Genomic DNA, 21483 nt, shown 5'->3' on the forward strand with positions numbered 1-21483 from the left:
GGAAGCAGCGTGAAATTTAAATTCCGCTATATTGCGTTCGTATTATTATTGACAGGATGTGCAGGCCAACAAGTACATCAATCAGACATCAATAGACAAACAGTGGCAAAACGTATGCTTAATAACAACAAGCCTGCTTTTGTTTCCCGCAAATTGACCAATAGATCCGTTCCCACACCATTTGATAGTTTTATTGAACGAGCTGCAAAACGTTATGGTGTTGATGAAACACTTATAAAAGCAATTATTCAGGTGGAATCTGGATTTCGTCCAGAGGTTGTTAGTAAATCTAATGCGGTTGGCTTAATGCAGATTAAAGCATCTACGGCTGGGCGAGATGCTTATAAAATGAAAGGAAAATCAGGGCAGCCCACAATACGTGAATTAAAAGATCCTGAAACTAACATTGATCTTGGAACTGCTTATATCAGTATCCTGAAAAAACAGCATTTGGAAGGTATTTCCAATCCAGAAACGTTGTACTATGCAACGATAGTTGCTTATGTAAATGGTACAGGAGCCTTGTTGCGAACGTTTGATTCAAGCCGGGCTTTGGCAATTAATAAAATCAATCGAATGACGCCAAATGAGTTTTATCAATATGTTCAAAATAACCATCCTGCACCACAGGCTCCGCGTTATTTATGGAAAGTGAAAAATGCTTATCGTTCTTTAGCCATTATTGACTAACTGAAAATTACATACTGACGGATGTTTATATTTTCTATAAATATCCAGAACTATCGCTGTATCTACAGATTTTTCTTATATTGGTTTTCGAAAAATTGTTTACTGTGCGTAAAGCTGTCACTTCTTAATTTTCTTAACTCATTAGGCCAAAGAGGATTGATTGGTATGTGGTAGTGGGCATTTTTGGCTTGTTGAACAAAAGAATAAAATTCTGTGTAATTGTTAATAACACATATAATTCCAAATTCCCCTATTTTTCTGGTAGTAAAAATATAGCGGGAAAATTATCATCTATACTGGCAGTTCATGTCATGCCTCATACAGGAGGCGAAAGTCTATGCTGGCGATTGCACTTGAAGCCATGAAATCATTAAGAACTATGACAGTTGATGTTTTTCAAGGTGCGGGGTCGTTTGATTACAAGCCAAACCATTCGGTTGTCACACAAACGGATTCTTTGTGCCTGAAAATTCACCAATTTCATCATATTTATAGTCGATGCCTTCTACACTGGTACTATCTTGAAATTCACCATCAAATTTTTTACTGGCAGAGCCATCCGCAATACACCAAGGGCATAAGGTATCGATATCATCGACAGAAAAAAATGGGCGTTCATAATAAATATCGGTCGGTTGATGGCAGCAATCATAGTTAACGGTTTTATCGGTAGAAAATGCCCCTTATCGTTTCATACTGTTATGCATGAAAAAGGAACATTTCTAAATGGGGAAAAAGTAACATTACTAAATTAACGGGCAATTGTCACATTCGCTTTGATGTGTTTAAGGTGAACTACAATCGTAAAGGTAACAACCACCAATAATGACCATGCCCCCCATTTTCCTGCATGAACAACAGACCAAGCGCCTAATTGATTCGGGTATTGCCAGATCCCAAAGAAGGTACCGAAGTTTTCCGCCAACCAAATAAAAAAACCAATCAGTATAAAAGCAAGTAATAGTGGCATTCTGCATTCTCTATCCAACGGTGTATAAAAAACAGTACCACGTGCATACAAACCGAAAATAAAAGCAGTTAAATACCAGCGATAATCATCAATATAATGATGACTAAAAAAGTTGATATAAATTGCCAGTGCCACCAGTGTTGCCATCCAATACGGTGGGTAATGCTCAATGCGTACTTTAAAAAAGCGCCATGACTGTATGATGTAGCTCCCCACGGCCGCATACATAAAACCTGTAAATAGTGGGACTCCCCAAAGCTTAGTAAACGCAGCATCAGGATATTGCCATGAACTAATAGATGCTGATGTCTTAAATAGCTCCATCATAAAACCGACTAAGTGGAAGACGCAGATCGCTTTCAATTCATCCCATGTTTCGAGTTTTGACCATATTAGTAATGCTTGAAAGGTCACTGCAAATACTAATAGTACATCATAACGCGGTATGCCCACGATGCCTTTTGCTGGAATCAAAAATAAAGCCAAAAAAAAGAAACCAGCAAATAAGCACGAGCGTGCATTAATCAATCCAAAGAAAAGAAACTCTAAAATAAATCGCTTAACACCTGTGCTGTTATTGGGCTTATGAGCCATTAAGAAGTTATCAACTTTACGCAGAATATTCAGTTTATGGCACATACTTTCCATTTAATTAACCTGTTGGTGTTATTTGTTGTCAATTCACTACGATAATGCTTATTTCACGCCGCGTATTCTAGCAGGATTTGAGTAACCATTCACCAGCACCTATTGAATAATCAGGTTAAGCACATCCGGGTATACGTATGGCGTGTTAACTCTTTGCCTCCCTGAATTCATCGGCTATTGATGAAGCTGATTTAATGTCAAGATGAACTATTTTAACACCGACTCTGTGTGATAGTATGTCGGGCGAGTTAGGGTAAATGTACCGGATGCTTTTGAAATTGTGTCCTTAAATGTGTACACATCTTGCGGAGTGAAGCAAGAATTTGTTTCTAACGTGCTAATTAATAATGAATTTGATTTAATGCAAGTGATCTTTCGTGTGGGTCACCACTGTATATAAGGATTTTAAATGCCTGTAATTACTCTTCCTGACGGTAGTCAACGTCAATTTGAGCATGCTGTTTCCGTAATGGATGTAGCTAGTGATATCGGTGCTGGCTTGGCAAAAGCGTGTATTGCTGGTCGTGTTAATGGTGAATTAGTTGATGCCTGTGAATTAATCGAAACCGATGCCAATCTTGCTATTATTACCAGCAAGAATGAAGAAGGTTTGGAAATTATTCGTCACTCATGCGCACATTTATTGGGTCATGCAATTAAACAGTTGTGGCCTGATACGAAAATGGCTATCGGCCCTATCATTGACAATGGTTTCTATTACGATGTCGATTTGGATCGCTCTTTGACGCAGGAAGATATCGAGCTGCTTGAAAAACGTATGCTGGAACTTGCCAAAAAAGATTACGATGTTATAAAGAAAAAAGTTAGCTGGCAGGAAGCACTCGATGCATTTGCGGCTCGTGGCGAAGAGTATAAGATTCAGATTTTGGATGAAAATATCAGCCATGATGATCGTCCAGGTCTGTATCACCATGAAGAATATGTTGATATGTGCCGTGGGCCACATGTCCCTAACATGCGTTTTTGCCATCACTTTAAACTGCAAAAAGTTGCTGGTGCATACTGGCGCGGCAATAGCGACAACAAAATGTTGCAGCGTATTTATGGTACTGCGTGGACTGATAAAAAGCAGCTTAATGCCTATTTACAACGTTTGGAAGAAGCTGCGAAACGCGATCACCGTAAAATTGGTAAGCAGCTTGACCTGTACCATATGCAGGAAGAAGCACCAGGCATGGCATTTTGGCATAATGATGGCTGGACCATTTTCCGCGAGTTGGAAACTTTTGCCCGTATGAAGCTCAAAGAGTACCAATATCAGGAAGTAAAAGGTCCATTCATGATGGACCGTATCCTGTGGGAAAAAACAGGGCATTGGGAAAACTATAAAGAGAATATGTTTACAACCTCATCGGAAAACCGTGAATATTGCGTAAAACCGATGAACTGCCCGGGCCATGTCCAGATCTTTAATCAAGGGTTGAAATCCTACCGTGACTTACCTTTGCGTATGGCTGAGTTTGGTAGTTGCCACCGTAATGAACCATCTGGTGCTTTACATGGTTTGATGCGTGTACGTGGCTTTACTCAAGATGACGCACATATCTTCTGTACTGAAGATCAGATTCTTCAAGAAGTCAGTAGCTGCATCAAAATGATTTATGATGTGTACGGCACATTCGGCTTTGAGAAGATTGTTGTTAAATTATCAACTCGTCCAGAAAAACGTATTGGTACGGAAAAACAATGGGATAAAGCAGAAGCAGATCTTGCTGAAGCATTGAACCAAAATGGTATTGAATTTGAATACCAACCGGGTGAAGGGGCATTTTATGGCCCTAAAATTGAATTTACTCTATATGATTGTTTGGATCGTGCGTGGCAATGTGGTACTGTGCAACTCGATTTTTCACTGCCAGCACGTCTAAATGCGTCATATGTAGGTGAAAATAATGAACGTAAGGTTCCTGTAATGATTCACCGGGCTGTTCTGGGTTCTCTGGAGCGGTTTATCGGTATTCTGACAGAAGAATACGCTGGGTTTTTCCCAACATGGTTGGCTCCTCAGCAGGTCGTTGTCATGAATATCACTGACGGTCAGTCAGATTATGTACAGGAATTGGTTAAAAAACTTCAAGATGCAGGCATTCGTGCAAAAGCAGACTTGAGAAATGAGAAGATTGGTTTTAAAATCCGTGAACACACTCTGCGTCGTGTACCTTACATGCTTGTTTGTGGTGATAAAGAAGTCGAATCAGGAAAAGTATCTGTTCGTACTCGCCGCGGCAAAGATTTAGGTAGCATTAACGTCAGTGAGTTTACAGAAAAGCTGCTGACAGAAATACGCAGTCGTAATCTTCATCAATTGGAGGAATAAGGTATTAAAGGCGGAAAAAGAATTCAACCGGCGCGCCCAAATCGCATTAATGAAGAGATTCGCGCCTCTGAAGTTCGTTTAACTGGATTAGATGGCGAGCAGATTGGTATTGTCAGTCTGAGAGAAGCTCTTGAGAAAGCTGAGGAAGCTGGTGTTGATTTAGTTGAAATCAGCCCAAATGCCGAACCGCCGGTTTGTCGTATTATGGATTACGGCAAGTTCCTCTATGAGAAGAGTAAGTCAGTCAAAGAACAGAAAAAGAAACAAAAGGTTATTCAGGTTAAGGAAATTAAATTCCGTCCTGGTACAGATGAAGGCGACTATCAGGTCAAACTACGCAACCTGATTCGTTTTCTGGAAGATGGCGATAAAGCCAAAATCACCCTGCGTTTCCGTGGGCGTGAAATGGCGCACCAGCAGATTGGTATCGAAATGCTTAACCGTATCCGTGACGATCTGATTGAACTGGCTGTGGTCGAATCCTTCCCATCGAAGGTTGAAGGCCGTCAGATGATCATGGTGCTCGCTCCTAAGAAGAAATAGTCAGGCAAGCAAGTAATAGACTCCAGCTAATTTTGGTTGGAGTTTATTCGCCTTACTAGTTCGTTGTAATCAACAATGCGAAGTGGAAATTAAAATGCCAAAGATTAAAACAGTACGCGGCGCAGCTAAACGCTTCAAAAAAACCGCAAGCGGCGGTTTCAAGCGTAAGCACGCTAACCTTCGTCACATTCTGACTAAAAAATCAACTAAGCGTAAACGTCATTTACGTCCAAAAGGCATGGTCTCCAAAGGTGATCTGGGCCTGGTTATTGCTTGTCTGCCATACGCATAAGCAAATTTTTTAGATTAGAATTTAGAGACGATAGGAGAAGTATATGGCTCGCGTAAAACGTGGTGTTATTGCCCGTGCACGTCACAAGAAAATTTTGAAACAAGCGAAAGGTTACTACGGTGCCCGTTCGCGCGTTTATCGTGTTGCTTTCCAGGCTGTTATCAAAGCTGGTCAGTACGCTTACCGTGACCGCCGTCAGCGTAAACGTCAGTTCCGTCAATTGTGGATTGCACGTATCAACGCTGCTGCACGTCAGAACGGCATGTCTTACAGCCGTTTCATCAATGGCCTGAAAAAGGCTTCTATTGAAATCGACCGTAAGATTCTGGCTGACATCGCTGTATTCGACAAAGTAGCATTCGCTGCTTTGGTTGAAAAAGCGAAGGGCGCTCTGGCATAAGTCAGGTTAGAAGAGGGAGCTTGCTCCCTCTTTTACTTTTTTCCAAAATGTGGCTTACTATTGATCGGAAAATGTATGTGATCAGATAGTATATGTGACTAGATAATATTGTAATTTAGTCCGATTGGTGAGTGCAAAAAGGATACAGGAGAAAGAACAAAATGATGAAGTTAGCCTTTTTTCGTTTCTTTTTTTACTTTAGCGCCTGAAATCAGGAGGCTTTGCGCGTAAGAAAAGAAACGAAAAATAGCGCTTAAGCCTCCAGTTTGGAGGCTTTTTTATTTTTATGGCCTCATTAATTGATAATGTGAGGACAAAGTCTAATAACTAATGGGCCATCTGGCCAAAGGAAGAGGAAAGCGATGTCACATCTTACTGAGCTGGTTGCAAAGGCAAAAGCAGCCGTAGAAGAGGCCCAGGATGTTGCCGCGTTGGATCTGGTACGAGTTGAATACCTGGGAAAAAAAGGCCATTTAACGCTCCAGATGTCATCGCTGCGTGATTTACCAGCCGAGGAGCGTCCAGCGGCAGGGGCTGTTATTAATCAGGCGAAACAAGAAGTTCAAGAAGTATTGAATGCGCGTAAGGCAATGCTGGAAGCTGCTATTCTGAATGAGCGCTTGGTTGCAGAAAAAATTGATGTTTCATTGCCTGGCCGTCGTATGGAAAATGGTGGCTTACATCCTGTTACTCGCACGATTGAACGTATTGAGACTTTCTTTGGCGAGCTAGGCTTTTCTGTTGAATCAGGCCCAGAAATCGAAGATGACTATCATAACTTTGATGCTCTGAACATTCCCGCACATCATCCTGCGCGTGCTGATCACGACACTTTCTGGTTTGATGCGACGCGTTTGCTGCGTACCCAGACTTCTGGAGTACAGATTCGCACCATGAAAGAGCGTCAGCCACCGATCCGTATCATTGCGCCAGGGCGTGTATATCGCAATGATTACGATCAGACGCATACTCCTATGTTCCATCAGGTAGAAGGATTGATCGTTGATAAAAATATCAGCTTTACCAATCTGAAAGGTACACTGCATGACTTTTTGAATAACTTCTTTGAAGAAGATATGCAGGTACGTTTCCGTCCTTCTTATTTTCCATTTACAGAACCTTCCGCAGAAGTTGATGTGATGGGTAAAAATGGTAAATGGCTGGAAGTATTGGGTTGTGGCATGGTGCATCCTAATGTATTGCGCAACGTTGGTATTGATCCTGAAGTCTATTCTGGTTTTGCCTTTGGCATGGGAATGGAGCGTTTGACCATGCTCCGTTATGGTGTTACAGATTTGCGTGCATTCTTCGAAAATGATTTGCGTTTTCTCAAACAATTTAAATAAGGCGGGTATATCTCATGAAATTCAGTGAACTCTGGTTACGCGAGTGGGCAAACCCAGCCATTAGTAGTGAAGCATTGTCTGATCAAATCACCATGGCTGGTTTGGAAGTTGATGGTGTTGAAAAAGTGGCAGGTCAATTCCACAGTGTATTTGTTGGTGAAGTTGTTGAATGTGGACAACATCCAAACGCAGATAAGTTACGTGTTACAAAAGTTAATGTCGGTGGCGAACGTCTGTTGGATATTGTTTGTGGAGCACCAAATTGCCGACAAGGGCTTCGTGTTGCTGTCGCCACTATCGGAGCTGTGCTACCGGGTGACTTTAAAATTAAGCCAGCTAAATTGCGTGGAGAGCCGTCAGAAGGAATGCTGTGTTCATTTTCAGAACTAGGTATTGCTGACGATCAGGATGGCATCATTGAACTGCCGGCAGATGCTCCGATTGGTGTTGATCTGCGTGATTACATGAAATTGGATGATAACGCGATTGAAATCAGCATTACACCAAACCGTGCTGATTGCCTAAGCATCATGGGTGTTGCCCGTGACGTTGCGGTCATCAATAAATTGTCCATGGCAGAGCCGAAAATAGAAGCGGTTAAACCAACCACAGATGCGACATTCTCTATTCGTGTTGATACTCCTGAAGCCTGCCCACGTTATTTAGGGCGTGTAATTAAGAATGTGAACGTCAAGGCGACCACTCCATTGTGGATGCGTGAAAAATTGCGTCGTGGTGGCATTCGTTCTATTGATCCGATTGTTGATATCACCAATTATGTCTTGCTCGAATTAGGTCAGCCATTGCATGCGTTCGATTTGGAGCGTTTGAATGGTTCAATTATTGTTCGCTTGGCTGAGCAAGATGAAAAACTCACTCTGTTAGATGGCAATGAAATAGAACTTTCTGCTGAAACACTTGTTATTTCTGATGAAAAGCAACCAGTTGCTATGGCAGGGATTTTCGGTGGGGTGCATTCTGGTGTTAATGCGGAAACTCAGCATATTATGCTGGAAAGTGCATTTTTCGCACCGTTGGCAATTACCGGCCGGGCTCGTCGTTATGGTTTGCATACCGATGCTTCTCATCGTTTTGAGCGTGGTGTTGACCCACAACTTCAACATAAAGCAATGGAATATGCCACTCAGTTGTTGATTGACATCTGCGGTGGAGAAACAGGGGAACTTGTTGATGTTACTAGCGAATCTCACTTACCAAAACCAGCAACGATTACTCTTAATCGCAATAAATTAGATCGCTTGATTGGTCATCATGTCGCTGATGAACAGGTAACAGATATCCTGACGCGTTTAGGTTGCCAAGTAACTGTCCAGAATGATAGCTGGCAAGCTGTTGCACCTAGCTGGCGTTTTGATATGCAGATCGAAGAAGATCTGGTTGAAGAGGTTGCCCGTATTTACGGTTATAACAATATCCCTGATGTGCCAGTGCGTGCAGATCTGATTATGACTTCACATCGTGAAGCTGATTTGCCACTGAAGCGGGTTAAAACAATGTTGGTGGACAGAGGCTATCAAGAAGCGATTACTTATAGTTTCGTTGATCCTAAGGTTCAGCAACATCTTCACCCACAGGAAAAAGCGTTAATCCTGCCTAATCCGATTTCGGCGGATATGTCTGCGATGCGTTTGTCTTTACTGACAGGGTTACTGACTACTGTCGCCTATAACCAAAACCGTCAGCAAAATCGCGTCCGCTTATTTGAAACAGGATTGCGTTTTGTGCCAGATGACAAGGCGGAACATGGTGTTCGTCAGGAATTGATGCTCGGTGGTGTTATTGCAGGAAATCGTTTCGAAGAGCACTGGTCGGTTGAAAAAAAACCAGTTGATTTCTTTGATTTGAAGGGCGATTTAGAATCTGTTTTAGAAATGACTGGTAAACTATCTGCAATTTCCTTCAAAGCAGAAGAACATCCTGCTTTGCATCCTGGACAAAGTGCTGGGATTTATCTGGAAAATAGTTACATTGGTTATATTGGTGTTGTTCATCCAGAATTGGAGCGTAAACTTGATTTAAATAGTCGTACCGTAGTATTCGAGTTATTATGGGGTAGCCTGGTAGATCGCATGATTCCTGAGATGAAGGAAGTTTCTCGCTTCCCATCTAACCGCCGTGATATAGCCATAGTTGTGCCTGAAGATGTAGCCGCAGAAGATGTTCTGGCTGAATGTAAGAAAGTTGGCGTAAATCATATAGTTGGCATAAACTTATTTGACGTGTATTGTGGTAAAGGGGTCGCAGAAGGCTACAAGAGCCTTGCAATAAGCTTAATCTTGCAGGATATATCACGTACACTGGAAGAAGAAGAAATTTCAGCGACCATCAATAAATGTGTAGCTGCATTAGCACAGCGATTCCAAGCATCCTTGAGGGATTGAATTTATGGTGCTCATTGAAGCTGAAATATCTGAAAATCTATTTGAGCAACTGAATATTAGCAAACAAAGCGTAGCTGCATTAGCACAGCGATTCCAAGAATCCTTGAGGAACTGAACCTATGGCGCTTACTAAAGCTGAGATGTCTGAAAATCTATTTGAGAAACTGGGTATTAGCAAACGTGACGCTAAAGATCTGGTAGAAATATTCTTTGAAGAAGTGCGTCGTTCTTTAGAGAATGGGGAGCAAGTAAAGTTATCTGGTTTTGGAAACTTTGATTTGAGGGACAAAAATCAACGTCCAGGCCGTAATCCCAAAACGGGCGAAGATATTCCGATTACGGCTCGCCGTGTTGTCACTTTTCGTCCTGGGCAAAAGCTAAAAAACCGGGTGGAAAAAGCGTTACCCAAAGAATAAGTACATAAAAAGGTCGCATTTGCGGCCTTTTTCTTATCTTTTATATCTCATTGCGCTCAATGGGAAGGATACATATTTTCTAAATGGCCTCACATCACATGCACTCAGTTTATGAGTTGATCACTTATCAGAAAAAACGTAACCATCAAGTGATGGCTATTTTGTCTGTTTTATTCGTTATTCTATTTATTTTGTCATTATGCGCAGGTGAAATCTGGTTTTGGCCTGATCAATGGTTATCGGAACCTGCCCAGTTGTTTGTTTGGCAGTTGAGGTTGCCCAGGGCGATTGCAGTGATGGTGGTTGGTGCGAGTTTGGCCCTATCAGGGGCAATTATGCAGGCTTTGTTTGAGAATCCGTTGGCAGAGCCGGGATTGCTTGGGATCAGTAATGGCGCCGGTGTTGTAGTGGTATGTTTAATACTCATCTTTCATGGTATTGCTCCATTGTGGTTATTAAGTGTTGGAGCGGTATTTGGGGCACTTTTCATGACCGCTATTTTGCTGGGATTTTCCAGAAAATATCAAGTGACCAATACCCGTCTGTTATTGATTGGTGTTGCTTTTGGCGTGATCTTTGGTGCCTTGATGACATGGATGGTCTATTTCAGTACAAGTTTGGATCTCCGGCAATTGATGTATTGGATGATGGGAAGTTTTAGTGGTATTGATTGGCGCCAAAAGTGGTTAGTTATTGCATTGCTTCCCGCCATTTTATGGTTAAGCAGCAAAGGCAATATTTTGAATTATCTCTCTCTTGGGGAATTACAGGCCCGGCAACTGGGGATATCTCACCACAAATGGCGTAATTTATTTGTCTTGGTGATTGGATTATTAGTTGGTTTGAGTGTTGCTCTCGCGGGAGCAATCAGTTTTATCGGCTTGGTTATTCCTCATATCTTAAGGTTGATTGGCTTGACTGATCATAAAGCATTGCTTCCGGCCAGTGCATTGGCAGGAGGTAGTGGTTTATTGTTGGCAGATTTAGTTTCCCGCCTGTCATTATCTCATGCAGAAGTACCTATTGGGGTTGTCACTGTAACCTTAGGCTCCCCCATTTTTATATGGCTTTTATTAAGAACACGTCACTATTAAGAAATATCATTCTGCCTGTTAATGTGGACAGGAAGATGAGGATAATAACATGATCGGTCAGCCGATTTTGGAACTGGACAATATTACTGTCGACAACAGATTGAGGTCATTGTCCGAATCTGTTACGGGAGGAAAACAAATTCATTTGGTTGGGTTAAATGGTTCAGGGAAGAGTACATTGCTTTCAGCGATTGCGGGAATGTTATCCTATAGCGGCAATATTTGTTTGAATGGTCGGAATTTGCAGGATTACCGCCAGCATGAGTTGGCGAAGCGCCGCGCGTGGCTCTCTCAATCTGCTTCTGTTCCTGTTATGCCGGTTTTCCAGTATTTAGACATGTTCCGCCCTGAATCCGCTCCATTGGCTCAGAGTGAAAATGTGTTACATGAACTTTGCCAGCAAATGAAACTCCTTCCATTGCTTTCTTCATCAATTGGTCAACTTTCCGGTGGAGAATGGCAGCGTGTCAGATTAGCAGGCACTTTTTTGCAAATATGGCCAGATCTGAATCCCGATGGGAATTTACTCTTACTCGATGAGCCAACTAATAATCTTGATATCACCCAGAAAGCGATTTTAGATAAGCTCACTAAAAGGTTTTGCACATTGGAGGGGACGGTAATATTGAGTAGCCATGATCTTGACCACACGTATGAACAGGCTACAGAAGTATGGCTTCTTTCACATGGAAAATTGTTGGCATCAGGTATACCACAGAATGTAATGACAGAACGAAATTTATCAGAGATTTTTGAAGCAAATATTGGACATATCAAAAATGCCAGCTATAAATTATGGAGGGTCAACCACGCATAATTTCCACAAGTGAAATCCACCATAATCATTGTCTGCTATTTGCATTTGGTGTTTAGTTGGCCCAAAGTTGTTTTTTGTTGATGTTTTGTTAAAAAATAATCAGTTAGAATTGGCTAACTAAAATACAATTTGGGATATACAAGGCATAAGGCGGTTATGGATAGTTTTTTGCCATTTTCTCGTCCTGCGATTGGCAGTGAAGAGATAGAAGCGATCGAGAAAGTTTTACACTCAGGTTGGATTACTACAGGCCCACAAAACTATCAGCTAGAGCAAGATTTTTCTCTGATGTTTGGATGCAAGCATGCTATTGCTTTAAGTTCCGCTACTGCGGGAATGCATTTGGCTTTGTTGGCATTAGGCATAGGCCCAGGTGATGAAGTTATCACACCTTCCCAAACTTGGGTTTCCACTATCAATATGATTTGCTTGTTGGGCGCTGAACCTGTCATGGTTGATGTTGACCGTGATACATTGATGGTCAGCGCAGAAACAATCAAACAAGCGATTACATCAAAAACCAAAGCTGTTATTCCTGTCCATTATGCGGGAGCACCTTGTGATCTTGACGCTCTGCGCGTTGTTTCTCAAGAAGCCAATATTCCCCTGATTGAAGATGCGGCCCATGCTGTCGGCACCCGCTATAAAAATGAATGGATCGGAGAACGAGGGACAGCAATCTTTTCTTTCCATGCGATCAAAAATATGACCTGTGCCGAAGGTGGCATGTTTGTTACAGATGATGATGAACTTGCCCAAAGGATCCGTTGTTTAAAATTTCATGGGTTAGCTGTTGACGCGTTTGATAGACAAATTCAGGGTAGAAAACCCCAAGCAGAAGTTATTGAGCCAGGTTTTAAATACAATTTATCAGATATTCATGCGGCAATGGCTGTTGTGCAACTAGGCAAACTGGAATCAATGAATGAACGTCGTCGGGAGTTGGTAGCTCGATACTCTGCTGCTCTTGTTGGTTCATCTTTGCAAATGCTGAAAGTTCCCGAATATGAGCATTTGCATTCCAATCATCTTTTTATGGTACGCGTTGATAAAAATATTTGTGGTATTGACCGCGATACTTTCATGGCACGTCTAAAAGACAGAAATATTGGTACGGGGCTGCATTTTAGGGCTGCACACACACAAAAATATTATCGTGAGCGTTATCCACAACTTTTCTTGCCAATGTCAGAGTGGAATTCGTCAACACTTTGTTCATTACCGCTTTTCCCAGATATGAACAATGACGATGTGGATCGTGTCGTAAATGCGATAGCTAAAATTCTTGCGGAGCATATAAGTGATATTTGAGAAGATTAAAAAAGTTTCAGTCGTTATTCCTGTTTACAACGAAGAAGAAAGTTTGCCCCAGTTATTGGAAAGAACTCTTGCAGTGTGCCAAAAATTAGAACAGAAATACGAATTAATCTTGGTCGATGATGGCAGTCGTGATAGCTCTGCTGAAATTTTAACTCAAGCGGCTGAATCTCCAGAAAATCATGTGATTGCGATCTTACTTAATCGTAATTATGGGCAACATTCAGCAATTATGGCAGGTTTCCATCAAGCTGACGGTGATTTGATTATTACGCTTGATGCTGATTTGCAAAATCCGCCAGAAGAAATTCCCCGTTTAGTTAAAACGGCAGAAGAGGGATATGACGTTGTGGGGACTCGTCGGGCTAATCGTCAGGACTCTTGGTTCCGTAAAGCCGCTTCCAAAATGATCAATGCAATGATAACCAAGGCGACGGGGCGTTCGATGGGAGATTATGGTTGCATGTTGCGTGCCTATCGACATCACATCGTTCAGGCGATGCTTCAATGCCACGAACGCAGTACGTTTATCCCCATTCTTGCTAACACTTTTGCACGCAAAACGGTAGAAATTGAAGTAGCCCATGCAGAGCGTGAATTTGGGGATTCCAAGTACAGCTTTATGAACTTGATCAACCTGATGTATGACCTTCTGACGTGCTTAACAACCGCGCCATTGCGGTTATTGAGTGTAGTGGGAAGCATCATTGCCATAATGGGTTTTCTATTAGCGGTGTTGTTGATTGCTTTACGTCTTATATTTGGCTCAATGTGGGCTGCGGAAGGAGTGTTTACCCTATTTGCTATTCTTTTCATGTTCATCGGGGCACAGTTCGTCGCAATGGGATTATTGGGTGAATACATTGGTCGGATATATAACGATGTTCGTGCTCGCCCGCGTTATTTTATTCAAAAGGTGGTCGGAGTTAAAAAGACCAATGATAATCAGGAAGAAAGCTAATGAAAGCAGTTATTTTTGCCTATCACGATATTGGTTGTGTTGGACTCAGTGCTTTAGTAAAAGCTGGCTTTGATATTCAGGCTGTATTTACTCACACTGATGATCCGAATGAAAATCACTTTTTTTCTTCTGTTGCGCGCGTCGGTGCTGATTTGAGCTTACCAGTATTTGCGCCAGAAAATGTTAATCATCCACTTTGGGTTGAGCGCATTCGCGAAATGAAGCCGGATGTCATCTTCTCTTTTTATTATCGCAACATGCTTAGTCAGGAAATTTTATCACTGGCTGAAAAAGGCGCATTTAATCTTCATGGTTCTTTGTTACCGAAATATCGTGGTCGTGCTCCAGTTAATTGGGCAGTACTCAATGGAGAAACCGAAACAGGTGTAACATTACATAAAATGCTGGAGGGGGCGGATGCGGGAGATATTATCGCGCAACAGTCTGTACAGGTTGATGAAAATGATACTTCTTTGGTAGTACATGGAAAAATATGCGAAGCAACAGTTGAGTTATTGAATGATATTCTGCCTCAAATAAAATCAGATCATTATCCATCAATTCCACAGGACGAAAGTCAGGCAACTTATTTTGGCCGTCGCACAGCAAACGATGGTGAAATAGTATGGAATAAGTCTGCCAAAGAGATTAATAACTTAGTGAGGGCAGTAACAGAACCCTACCCAGGCGCATTTACTTTTCTGGGCGAACGTAAAATTACAATTTGGCGTTCACGACCACTTAATCAGGCCCATGAAAAACGCCCCGGAACCGTAATTTCTACTAACCCATTTGTTATTGCTTGTGGTGATGGCGTGTTGGAAATCATGAGCGGACAAGGAGAATCAGGGCTTTATGTTCAAGGCAACCGATTAGCGCTTGAAATGGGCATTGTGGCAGGAGGCTATGTTGGTCCGAAAGCAACAACTCAAGTCAGTCGTCGCAAACGCGTGCTCATTTTGGGAGTCAATGGGTTTATCGGTAATCATCTGACTGAACGGTTGTTGCGTGATGGCAATTATGACATTTACGGGATGGATATTGGTTCTTCTGCCATTGAACGATTCCTTGGTAATCCTCACTTTCACTTCATTGAGGGGGATGTCAGCATTCACACTGAATGGATTGAATATCACATCAAAAAATGTGATGTCATCCTTCCATTAGTGGCAATCGCGACTCCGATTGAATATACCCGTAATCCTTTGCGAGTCTTTGAGTTAGATTTTGAAGAGAATCTTAAAATTGTTCGTTATTGTGCTAAGTACAATAAACGGATTATTTTCCCATCGACATCTGAAGTTTACGGTATGTGTGATGACAAGGAGTTTGATGAAGACACTTCGCGTCTGATTGTCGGGCCTATCAATAAACAGCGTTGGATCTATTCCGTCTCTAAGCAATTACTTGATCGAGTCATTTGGGCATATGGCGCAAAAGAAGGTTTGAAATTTACCTTATTCCGTCCATTTAACTGGATGGGGCCGAGGCTGGATAGCTTGAATTCAGCGCGTATTGGTAGTTCAAGGGCTATTACCCAATTGATTTTGAACTTGGTGGAAGGTTCTCCGATTAAGTTGGTCGATGGTGGTGAGCAAAAACGTTGTTTCACTGATATTAATGATGGCATTGAAGCACTGTTCAGAATCATTGAAAACCAGAATGGGTTATGTGACAGTCAAATAATTAATATTGGTAATCCAACAAATGAAGCGAGCATTTGTCAACTGGCTGAAATGCTGTTGGATAGCTTTGAGAAACATGAATTGCGAGGGCATTTTCCTCCATTTGCTGGATTCAAAAAGATCGAAAGTAGCAGCTATTATGGGCAAGGTTATCAGGATGTTGAACACCGTAAACCCAGCATTAAAAATGCAGAGCGTCTGATAGGTTGGAAACCCACCATTGATATGAAGCAAACCATTGATGAAACATTGGACTTCTTTCTTCGTGGAGCAGTTGAAGAATCCAAAGGGAAAAACTAAAAAGCAAGTGAAGGTTTAGGAAGAGAGATAACTTCATGAAGAAAGTTGGTTTAAGGATTGATGTGGATACTTATCAAGGCACTAAGGAAGGTGTACCACGGTTGCTTGATATTTTACAAAAGCACCATATTCAAGCCAGCTTTTTCTTCAGTGTTGGTCCAGACAATATGGGGCGACATTTATGGCGCCTGTTGCGTCCTAAGTTTCTCTGGAAAATGCTGAGATCAAATGCAGCATCTCTCTATGGTCTGGATATTTTGCTGGCTGGTACAGCTTGGCCGGGGAAAAAAATTGCGAAAGATCTGGGGCATTTGATGAAGCAAACGGTGGATGCAGGTCATGAAATTGGTTTGCATGCATGGGATCATCAAGGTTGGCAGGCAAAAGTAGAGCGTTGGTCGGAGAATGAATTAGCTGAACAAGTGAGATTGGGAGTTGATGCGCTAGAAAAGGCAATAGGGAAAACCGTTACATGTTCCGCTGTTGCAGGGTGGCGAGCAGATGAACGTGTGGTGGCTGTTAAACAACGTTTTGGTTTCGATTACAACAGTGATTGTCGGGGTACACATCCATTCAGGCCACTCTTGCCCGATGGAAGTGTGGGAACGGTACAAATCCCTGTCACATTACCTACCTATGATGAAGTTGTTGGAACATTAGTCAGCGATGCAAATTTTAATCACTTTATCCTTGATGCTATTAAAAATGATCATGGTGTGCCTGTTTATACGATTCATACCGAAGTCGAAGGCATGTCGAAGTCTTTACAGTTTCAAACATTGTTGAACATGCTTTACCGACAAGAAATTCAATTCTGCAAATTAAGTCATTTGTTACCAGCAAACAGAGATTCACTTCCTATTGGGAAAATTGTTCGTTCGAATTTTTTTGGTCGAGAAGGCTGGTTAGGTTGCCAACAAGAGGTATAACACAAATATGTTGAATACTCGGACGAGTAAAGCAGGAGCCGTTTTGATGGCTCTTTTTTTTATTCTTACTTACTTATTGCCTCTGGATAGTCGTCTATTATGGCAGCCGGATGAAACACGGTATGCTGAAATTAGCCGAGAAATGCTGCAACGTGGGGATTGGATAGTACCTTACTTTCTGGATGTTCGTTATTTTGAAAAACCAGTAGCAGGATATTGGATCAATAACATCAGTCAATGGATTTTTGGTCACAATAATTTTGCTGTTCGTTTTGGCTCCGTGTTCAGTATTCTAATCAGCGCATTTCTTCTCTATCGTTTGGCAATGATGATGTGGAAATGTCGCCAGACTGCTTTTGTTTCCAGCCTGATTTACATTTCCATGTTCATTGTTTTGTCCATTGGTACTTATAGTGTTCTTGACCCTATGTTTTCTTTGTGGGTGACTGCGGGGATTGTGGGCTGTTATTGGGCGCTTAAGGCTGCTAAGACCCGAGAACGGATTCTGGCATGGTCTGTTCTCGGGTTAGCCTGTGGTATGGCTTTTATGACAAAAGGATTTCTGGCATTGGCACTGCCCGTGATTGCCATGATACCCATCACGATATACCAGAAACGCTTTTGGGAAATGGTTCGTTTTGGGCCTCTTGCCGTGATTTCCGCTATTTTGATTAGCCTACCGTGGGTAATTGCGATTGCTCTGCGTGAACCGGATTACTGGCATTATTTCTTTTGGGTAGAACATATACAGCGTTTTGCTTCTGAGGAAGCTCAGCATATTGCACCTATTTGGTATTACTTACCGATATTGATTTTAGGGGTGATCCCGTGGTTAGGCTTACTGCCTGGTGCTTTAATTAAAAGTTGGAAAGAGAAAAAAAGTCATCCGGAAATGTTTTTCCTGTTTTGTTGGTTTGTTGTTCCGTTTGTCTTTTTCAGTATTGCAAAAGGAAAGCTGCCAACTTATATCTTGCCCTTCATCGGCCCTTTAGCACTGATGATGGCAAAATATAGTGTCGATTGTGTCAAAAATGGCAATATGAAAGCGTTGAAAATGAATGGACTGGTGAATGTCTTCATCGGATTGCTTGCCATTTTGGTACTTTTTGCTATGAAAACCTTGAAGATTTCTTCAATTTATCAGCCTGATGAATCGTTGAAATGGATGATGGGAATTATTGCCTTTGGTGTTTGGGGGGGGATTGGTTATCTATGTTTCATTCGCAATGGTAAATATTGGCTATGGGCTGCTGCTTGTTCAATTATGATCAGCTTATCTATAGGTAGTGCATTGCCGGACAAGACGATAAATTCCAAGCTTCCCCAGCATTTCATTCAGCAAAATAAAAAAGAGTTAGCTGACAGTAAATATATTTTGACTCAATCTGTTGGAGTAGGTGCGTCGATTGCGTGGGAGTTAAAACGCAGTGATATTTACATGTATGATCGTCAAGGGGAATTAAAATATGGACTTGATTATCCTGATAGCCAATATCGATATATCACAGAGGAAGGATTTCCTACATGGTTAGCGAAAACACGCAAAGAAGGTCAAGTTGCTATTGTTTTTCTCTTATCTTCAAAAGGTGAATTGCCTGAATTACCAGAGCCGGATTTTGTGCGTCGTAGCCATAGATTCGCGCTTGTGATTTATAAGAAACAGCCATGAGCAGCAATATAACCTTATTGATTTTGGTTAGTTTACTAACCTGCGCGGGACAATTATGCCAGAAACAGGCAGTTATTTGTTGGCAGAAAAAAGATACCCCTTATAAAGGGGTATTTATGGCGATATGGTTGCTTAGCGCTATTATTTTATTGAGTATAGGGATGATATTTTGGTTGCGATTATTGCAATTTTTGCCACTGAGTACTGCTTACCCTATGCTTAGTATAAATTTTGTAATAGTGACTTTGGTTGGGCAATTTTTGTATCAGGAAAAAGTGGGGTTAAAGCACTGGATGGGGGTTTTAGCAATTATGTTCGGAATTTTATTGATGAGCTTGAGCCAATGAAGGGTTACCTTTGGGGAGTGGCGAGTGTCTTGTTGATCACTGTAGCTCAATTGCTATTGAAATGGGGAGTTGCCCACCTGCCAGAACTTTCGTTGTCAACGCATTGGCTGGACATTGACTGGTTTTGGACAAATCATAATCCTTTATTGCTGATTATGGTCGGATTGGCGGGTTATGCGCTATCCATGTTATGTTGGTTTTTCGCGTTGAAATACCTGCCATTGAATAAAGCGTACCCTATTATTAGCTTGAGTTATGTTTTTGTTTATTTAATGGCGGTTTTATTGCCTTGGTTCAATGAAACCATCTCACTGTTAAAGACATTGGGCATTTTTTTCATCTTATTAGGCGTTTGGTTAATTAGCAGGCCGGAAAAAAATCAATGTCATTGATTATTTTTATAAAGATTGATAAATAAAAGCGTCATATAACGTCATATTATTATGAAAAGTTTCAGAAGCGGTGCTTGTTTTTTTATTTCTCGCTCGATAAAGTTTATCGTTTCTATACCCAATGGATTCCAAGGTGCGTCGCAGCTAACAAAGAGGTAACTTGAAAGACCAAGGGTATATATGATGATTGAGGGAAAACGGATGGCAATAAGAATAGGGCATTTATGCTTATTATTTGGTTTTTTTCTTATTGGTTGTACCAATCCTGTAACTAAGTCTGACTCGCCTCCATTGAAGGCGGCTCTCTCTGATCCAATAATGGTCATCGCTCAGTTAAGAGATCAACTAGACCAATGGCATAATACACCATATCGCTACGGTGGTATGGATAGACATGGTGTTGATTGTTCAGGCTTTGTTTACCGAACTTTTTATGATCGCTTTAATATCCTGCTACCCCGGACAACAAGTGAACAAACCAAGTTGGGCTCACAGATCAGCAAAGATGACCTGATGCCAGGGGATCTTGTGTTTTTCAAAACGGGTAGTGGAAAAAGTGGGTTGCATGTGGGTATTTATGATACTAACAATGAATTTATTCACGCATCCACAAGTAAAGGCGTAATACGTTCTTCTCTTGATAATGTGTATTGGCGTCGTGTTTTTTGGCAAGCCCGTAGAATGTGACTTCATTTTCATCTCATTATTCCGGCAGTGCTTTATGATATCTTAAGGCTCTGTTTTTCTGCCGGAGTCAAAAATGTCCTCATTACGTCTGTTGCTTTCAGATTCTCATGATCCCTGGTTTAACCTTGCGGTTGAAGAATGTATTTTTCGACAGATGCCTCCAAATCAGCGCGTTTTGTTTTTATGGCGCAATACTAATACTGTTGTGGTGGGACGTGCGCAGAATCCATGGAAAGAGTGTAATACTCGAAAAATGGAGCAAGATGGAATCAAACTGGCTAGACGTAGCAGTGGGGGTGGCGCGGTTTTCCATGATTTGGGCAATACGTGTTTTACTTTTATGGCAGGTAAACCTGAATATGATAAAACTATTTCTACACAAATCGTCCTTGAAGGTTTAAAAAAATCAGGAATTCATGCCACAGCTTCTGGTCGCAATGATTTGGTTTTATCTTCCCCTGAAGGGGAGCGTAAAATCTCTGGCTCTGCATATAAGGAAACTAAAGATAGAGGCTTTCATCACGGAACCTTGTTGATTAATGCAGACTTAAATCGACTTGCTGATTATCTTAATCCAGACCCTAAAAAATTACAGTCGAAAGGTATCACTTCGGTTCGCTCCAGAGTAACGAATTTGACTGAGTTGTTGCCAAATATCACACATGAAACCGTTTGTAAGGGGATTATAGACGCATTTTTTGAATACTTCGGTGAAGCAGTCAAAGCAGAAGTTATTTCACCACAGGCTTTGCCTGATTTACCCGGTTTTAGTGATATTTTTGCTAAACAGAGCAGTTGGGAATGGAACTTTGGTCAGGCTTCTTCATTCAGTCATGTACTGGATACACGATTTCATTGGGGTGGTGTTGAGCTGCATGTTGATGTTGAACATGGTGTGATTAGCCGTTGCCAAATGTTTACTGACAGTTTGGAACCTGCTCCGCTTGAAGTGTTGTCTGAAAAACTAGTCGGAGTGCAGTATCAGCCAGAAACGATTGGGAAAATGGTTCAGCAAATCAGTGAACAATATCCCTCTTTGGATGCAGAATTGCAGCAGTTTAACCACTGGCTGATGAATGAGCTGAAATAATTGAAGGGCGTTCGATAAAATGCAAAAAAATGGTCAACGATAGGGAAGTTGACCATAAAGGGTGGCACTTATTATAAATGCGGTTCCGAAGTATAGGGTGGGGTATTTATTCTTTGCAGTATCGATTTCTTGAGGTATTTATTTCTCATG

At 41.5% G+C, this 21483-nt stretch carries 22 protein-coding genes and 1 other annotated feature; of the genes, 20 read left to right on the top strand and 2 right to left on the bottom strand.

What is annotated here, in order from left to right; genetic code table 11:
• The first annotated feature begins 9 nt into the window (after window positions 1-9).
• Window positions 10-690, top strand: a complete 681-nt coding sequence (locus tag PSI23_RS05060; protein WP_273554062.1) for a transglycosylase SLT domain-containing protein — start codon at window positions 10-12, stop codon at window positions 688-690.
• Between the two features lie 440 nt (window positions 691-1130).
• Here the strand turns inward: PSI23_RS05060 and PSI23_RS05065 are convergent, their stop codons facing one another.
• Window positions 1131-1316: a CbrC family protein gene (locus PSI23_RS05065; protein ID WP_273554130.1), complete on the bottom strand. Its 186-nt coding sequence runs from the start codon at window positions 1314-1316 to the stop codon at window positions 1131-1133.
• A gap of 125 nt (window positions 1317-1441) precedes the next feature.
• On the bottom strand, window positions 1442-2308 hold the full coding sequence (locus PSI23_RS05070; RefSeq protein ID WP_273554063.1) for a DUF817 domain-containing protein: 867 nt from the start codon (window positions 2306-2308) through the stop codon (window positions 1442-1444).
• A 409-nt stretch (window positions 2309-2717) separates the two neighbouring features.
• Here PSI23_RS05070 and thrS point away from each other — a divergent pair, with 409 nt between their 5' ends.
• The 19 genes from thrS to lplA all read left to right on the top strand — a co-directional run bounded on the left by thrS (window position 2718) and on the right by lplA (window position 21333).
• A complete protein-coding gene (gene thrS, locus PSI23_RS05075; RefSeq protein ID WP_273554064.1) occupies window positions 2718-4646 on the top strand; it encodes a threonine--tRNA ligase in 1929 nt (642 codons plus the stop codon).
• A gap of 3 nt (window positions 4647-4649) precedes the next feature.
• The gene (gene infC / locus PSI23_RS05080; protein WP_273554131.1) at window positions 4650-5189 is read left to right on the top strand and encodes a translation initiation factor IF-3; all 540 of its coding nucleotides are present in this window, start codon (window positions 4650-4652) and stop codon (window positions 5187-5189) included.
• 94 nt (window positions 5190-5283) lie between these two features.
• On the top strand, window positions 5284-5481 hold the full coding sequence (rpmI, locus tag PSI23_RS05085; RefSeq protein WP_004157374.1) for a 50S ribosomal protein L35: 198 nt from the start codon (window positions 5284-5286) through the stop codon (window positions 5479-5481).
• 43 nt (window positions 5482-5524) lie between these two features.
• Window positions 5525-5881, top strand: a complete 357-nt coding sequence (rplT, locus tag PSI23_RS05090; RefSeq protein ID WP_010847342.1) for a 50S ribosomal protein L20 — start codon at window positions 5525-5527, stop codon at window positions 5879-5881.
• Between the two features lie 158 nt (window positions 5882-6039).
• Window positions 6040-6164, top strand: a sequence feature (Phe leader region).
• A complete protein-coding gene (gene pheM, locus PSI23_RS23150; protein WP_198688755.1) occupies window positions 6046-6090 on the top strand; it encodes a pheST operon leader peptide PheM in 45 nt (14 codons plus the stop codon). Its footprint overlaps the feature before it by 45 nt.
• A gap of 79 nt (window positions 6165-6243) precedes the next feature.
• Window positions 6244-7227 (top strand): phenylalanine--tRNA ligase subunit alpha, encoded by a 984-nt coding sequence (gene pheS, locus PSI23_RS05095; RefSeq protein WP_273554065.1) that lies wholly within the window; start codon window positions 6244-6246, stop codon window positions 7225-7227.
• A gap of 14 nt (window positions 7228-7241) precedes the next feature.
• On the top strand, window positions 7242-9629 hold the full coding sequence (gene pheT, locus PSI23_RS05100) for a phenylalanine--tRNA ligase subunit beta (protein ID WP_273554066.1): 2388 nt from the start codon (window positions 7242-7244) through the stop codon (window positions 9627-9629).
• Between the two features lie 119 nt (window positions 9630-9748).
• On the top strand, window positions 9749-10045 hold the full coding sequence (gene ihfA / locus PSI23_RS05105) for an integration host factor subunit alpha (protein WP_010847339.1): 297 nt from the start codon (window positions 9749-9751) through the stop codon (window positions 10043-10045).
• Between the two features lie 98 nt (window positions 10046-10143).
• Window positions 10144-11139 (top strand): vitamin B12 ABC transporter permease BtuC, encoded by a 996-nt coding sequence (gene btuC / locus PSI23_RS05110; RefSeq protein WP_273554067.1) that lies wholly within the window; start codon window positions 10144-10146, stop codon window positions 11137-11139.
• A gap of 49 nt (window positions 11140-11188) precedes the next feature.
• Window positions 11189-11956, top strand: coding sequence for a vitamin B12 ABC transporter ATP-binding protein BtuD (btuD, locus tag PSI23_RS05115; protein WP_273554068.1), 768 nt, complete (start codon window positions 11189-11191; stop codon window positions 11954-11956).
• A gap of 156 nt (window positions 11957-12112) precedes the next feature.
• On the top strand, window positions 12113-13267 hold the full coding sequence (gene arnB, locus PSI23_RS05120) for a UDP-4-amino-4-deoxy-L-arabinose aminotransferase (protein WP_273554069.1): 1155 nt from the start codon (window positions 12113-12115) through the stop codon (window positions 13265-13267).
• Window positions 13257-14234, top strand: a complete 978-nt coding sequence (gene arnC, locus PSI23_RS05125; protein WP_273554070.1) for an undecaprenyl-phosphate 4-deoxy-4-formamido-L-arabinose transferase — start codon at window positions 13257-13259, stop codon at window positions 14232-14234. The genes arnB and arnC overlap by 11 nt, the downstream gene beginning before the upstream one ends.
• The gene (arnA, locus tag PSI23_RS05130; RefSeq protein WP_273554071.1) at window positions 14234-16219 is read left to right on the top strand and encodes a bifunctional UDP-4-amino-4-deoxy-L-arabinose formyltransferase/UDP-glucuronic acid oxidase ArnA; all 1986 of its coding nucleotides are present in this window, start codon (window positions 14234-14236) and stop codon (window positions 16217-16219) included. Before arnC ends, arnA begins: the two co-directional genes overlap by 1 nt.
• Before the next feature lie 35 nt (window positions 16220-16254).
• Window positions 16255-17148 (top strand): 4-deoxy-4-formamido-L-arabinose-phosphoundecaprenol deformylase, encoded by an 894-nt coding sequence (gene arnD, locus PSI23_RS05135; RefSeq protein ID WP_273554072.1) that lies wholly within the window; start codon window positions 16255-16257, stop codon window positions 17146-17148.
• 7 nt (window positions 17149-17155) lie between these two features.
• Window positions 17156-18817: a lipid IV(A) 4-amino-4-deoxy-L-arabinosyltransferase gene (gene arnT, locus PSI23_RS05140; protein ID WP_273554073.1), complete on the top strand. Its 1662-nt coding sequence runs from the start codon at window positions 17156-17158 to the stop codon at window positions 18815-18817.
• The gene (gene arnE / locus PSI23_RS05145) at window positions 18814-19164 is read left to right on the top strand and encodes a 4-amino-4-deoxy-L-arabinose-phosphoundecaprenol flippase subunit ArnE (protein WP_273554074.1); all 351 of its coding nucleotides are present in this window, start codon (window positions 18814-18816) and stop codon (window positions 19162-19164) included. Before arnT ends, arnE begins: the two co-directional genes overlap by 4 nt.
• Complete coding sequence (arnF, locus tag PSI23_RS05150; protein ID WP_273554075.1) at window positions 19161-19556, top strand: 4-amino-4-deoxy-L-arabinose-phosphoundecaprenol flippase subunit ArnF; 396 nt, start codon at window positions 19161-19163, stop codon at window positions 19554-19556. The genes arnE and arnF overlap by 4 nt, the downstream gene beginning before the upstream one ends.
• Window positions 19557-19757: 201 nt before the next feature.
• On the top strand, window positions 19758-20243 hold the full coding sequence (locus PSI23_RS05155) for a C40 family peptidase (RefSeq protein ID WP_273554132.1): 486 nt from the start codon (window positions 19758-19760) through the stop codon (window positions 20241-20243).
• 73 nt (window positions 20244-20316) lie between these two features.
• A complete protein-coding gene (gene lplA / locus PSI23_RS05160; RefSeq protein ID WP_273554076.1) occupies window positions 20317-21333 on the top strand; it encodes a lipoate--protein ligase in 1017 nt (338 codons plus the stop codon).
• Window positions 21334-21483: the final 150 nt, after the last annotated feature.

This window comes from Xenorhabdus yunnanensis, assembly GCF_028598805.1.
Classification (GTDB): Bacteria; Pseudomonadota; Gammaproteobacteria; order Enterobacterales; family Enterobacteriaceae; genus Xenorhabdus; species Xenorhabdus yunnanensis.

Excerpts from the sequence above, each read along its gene's own strand:
- rplT (WP_010847342.1), top strand. The coding sequence starts at position 5,525 with ATGGCTCGCGTAAAACGTGGTGTTATTGCCCGTGCACGTCACAAGAAA.
- pheS (WP_273554065.1), top strand. The coding sequence starts at position 6,244 with ATGTCACATCTTACTGAGCTGGTTGCAAAGGCAAAAGCAGCCGTAGAA.
- arnB (WP_273554069.1), top strand. The coding sequence starts at position 12,113 with ATGGATAGTTTTTTGCCATTTTCTCGTCCTGCGATTGGCAGTGAAGAG.
- arnA (WP_273554071.1), top strand. The coding sequence starts at position 14,234 with ATGAAAGCAGTTATTTTTGCCTATCACGATATTGGTTGTGTTGGACTC.
- rpmI (WP_004157374.1), top strand. The coding sequence starts at position 5,284 with ATGCCAAAGATTAAAACAGTACGCGGCGCAGCTAAACGCTTCAAAAAA.
- pheT (WP_273554066.1), top strand. The coding sequence starts at position 7,242 with ATGAAATTCAGTGAACTCTGGTTACGCGAGTGGGCAAACCCAGCCATT.
- lplA (WP_273554076.1), top strand. The coding sequence starts at position 20,317 with ATGTCCTCATTACGTCTGTTGCTTTCAGATTCTCATGATCCCTGGTTT.
- ihfA (WP_010847339.1), top strand. The coding sequence starts at position 9,749 with ATGGCGCTTACTAAAGCTGAGATGTCTGAAAATCTATTTGAGAAACTG.
- arnF (WP_273554075.1), top strand. The coding sequence starts at position 19,161 with ATGAAGGGTTACCTTTGGGGAGTGGCGAGTGTCTTGTTGATCACTGTA.
- arnD (WP_273554072.1), top strand. The coding sequence starts at position 16,255 with ATGAAGAAAGTTGGTTTAAGGATTGATGTGGATACTTATCAAGGCACT.
- PSI23_RS05070 (WP_273554063.1), bottom strand. The coding sequence starts at position 2,308 with ATGGAAAGTATGTGCCATAAACTGAATATTCTGCGTAAAGTTGATAAC.
- btuD (WP_273554068.1), top strand. The coding sequence starts at position 11,189 with ATGATCGGTCAGCCGATTTTGGAACTGGACAATATTACTGTCGACAAC.
- btuC (WP_273554067.1), top strand. The coding sequence starts at position 10,144 with ATGCACTCAGTTTATGAGTTGATCACTTATCAGAAAAAACGTAACCAT.
- thrS (WP_273554064.1), top strand. The coding sequence starts at position 2,718 with ATGCCTGTAATTACTCTTCCTGACGGTAGTCAACGTCAATTTGAGCAT.
- arnT (WP_273554073.1), top strand. The coding sequence starts at position 17,156 with ATGTTGAATACTCGGACGAGTAAAGCAGGAGCCGTTTTGATGGCTCTT.
- arnE (WP_273554074.1), top strand. The coding sequence starts at position 18,814 with ATGAGCAGCAATATAACCTTATTGATTTTGGTTAGTTTACTAACCTGC.
- PSI23_RS05155 (WP_273554132.1), top strand. The coding sequence starts at position 19,758 with ATGGCAATAAGAATAGGGCATTTATGCTTATTATTTGGTTTTTTTCTT.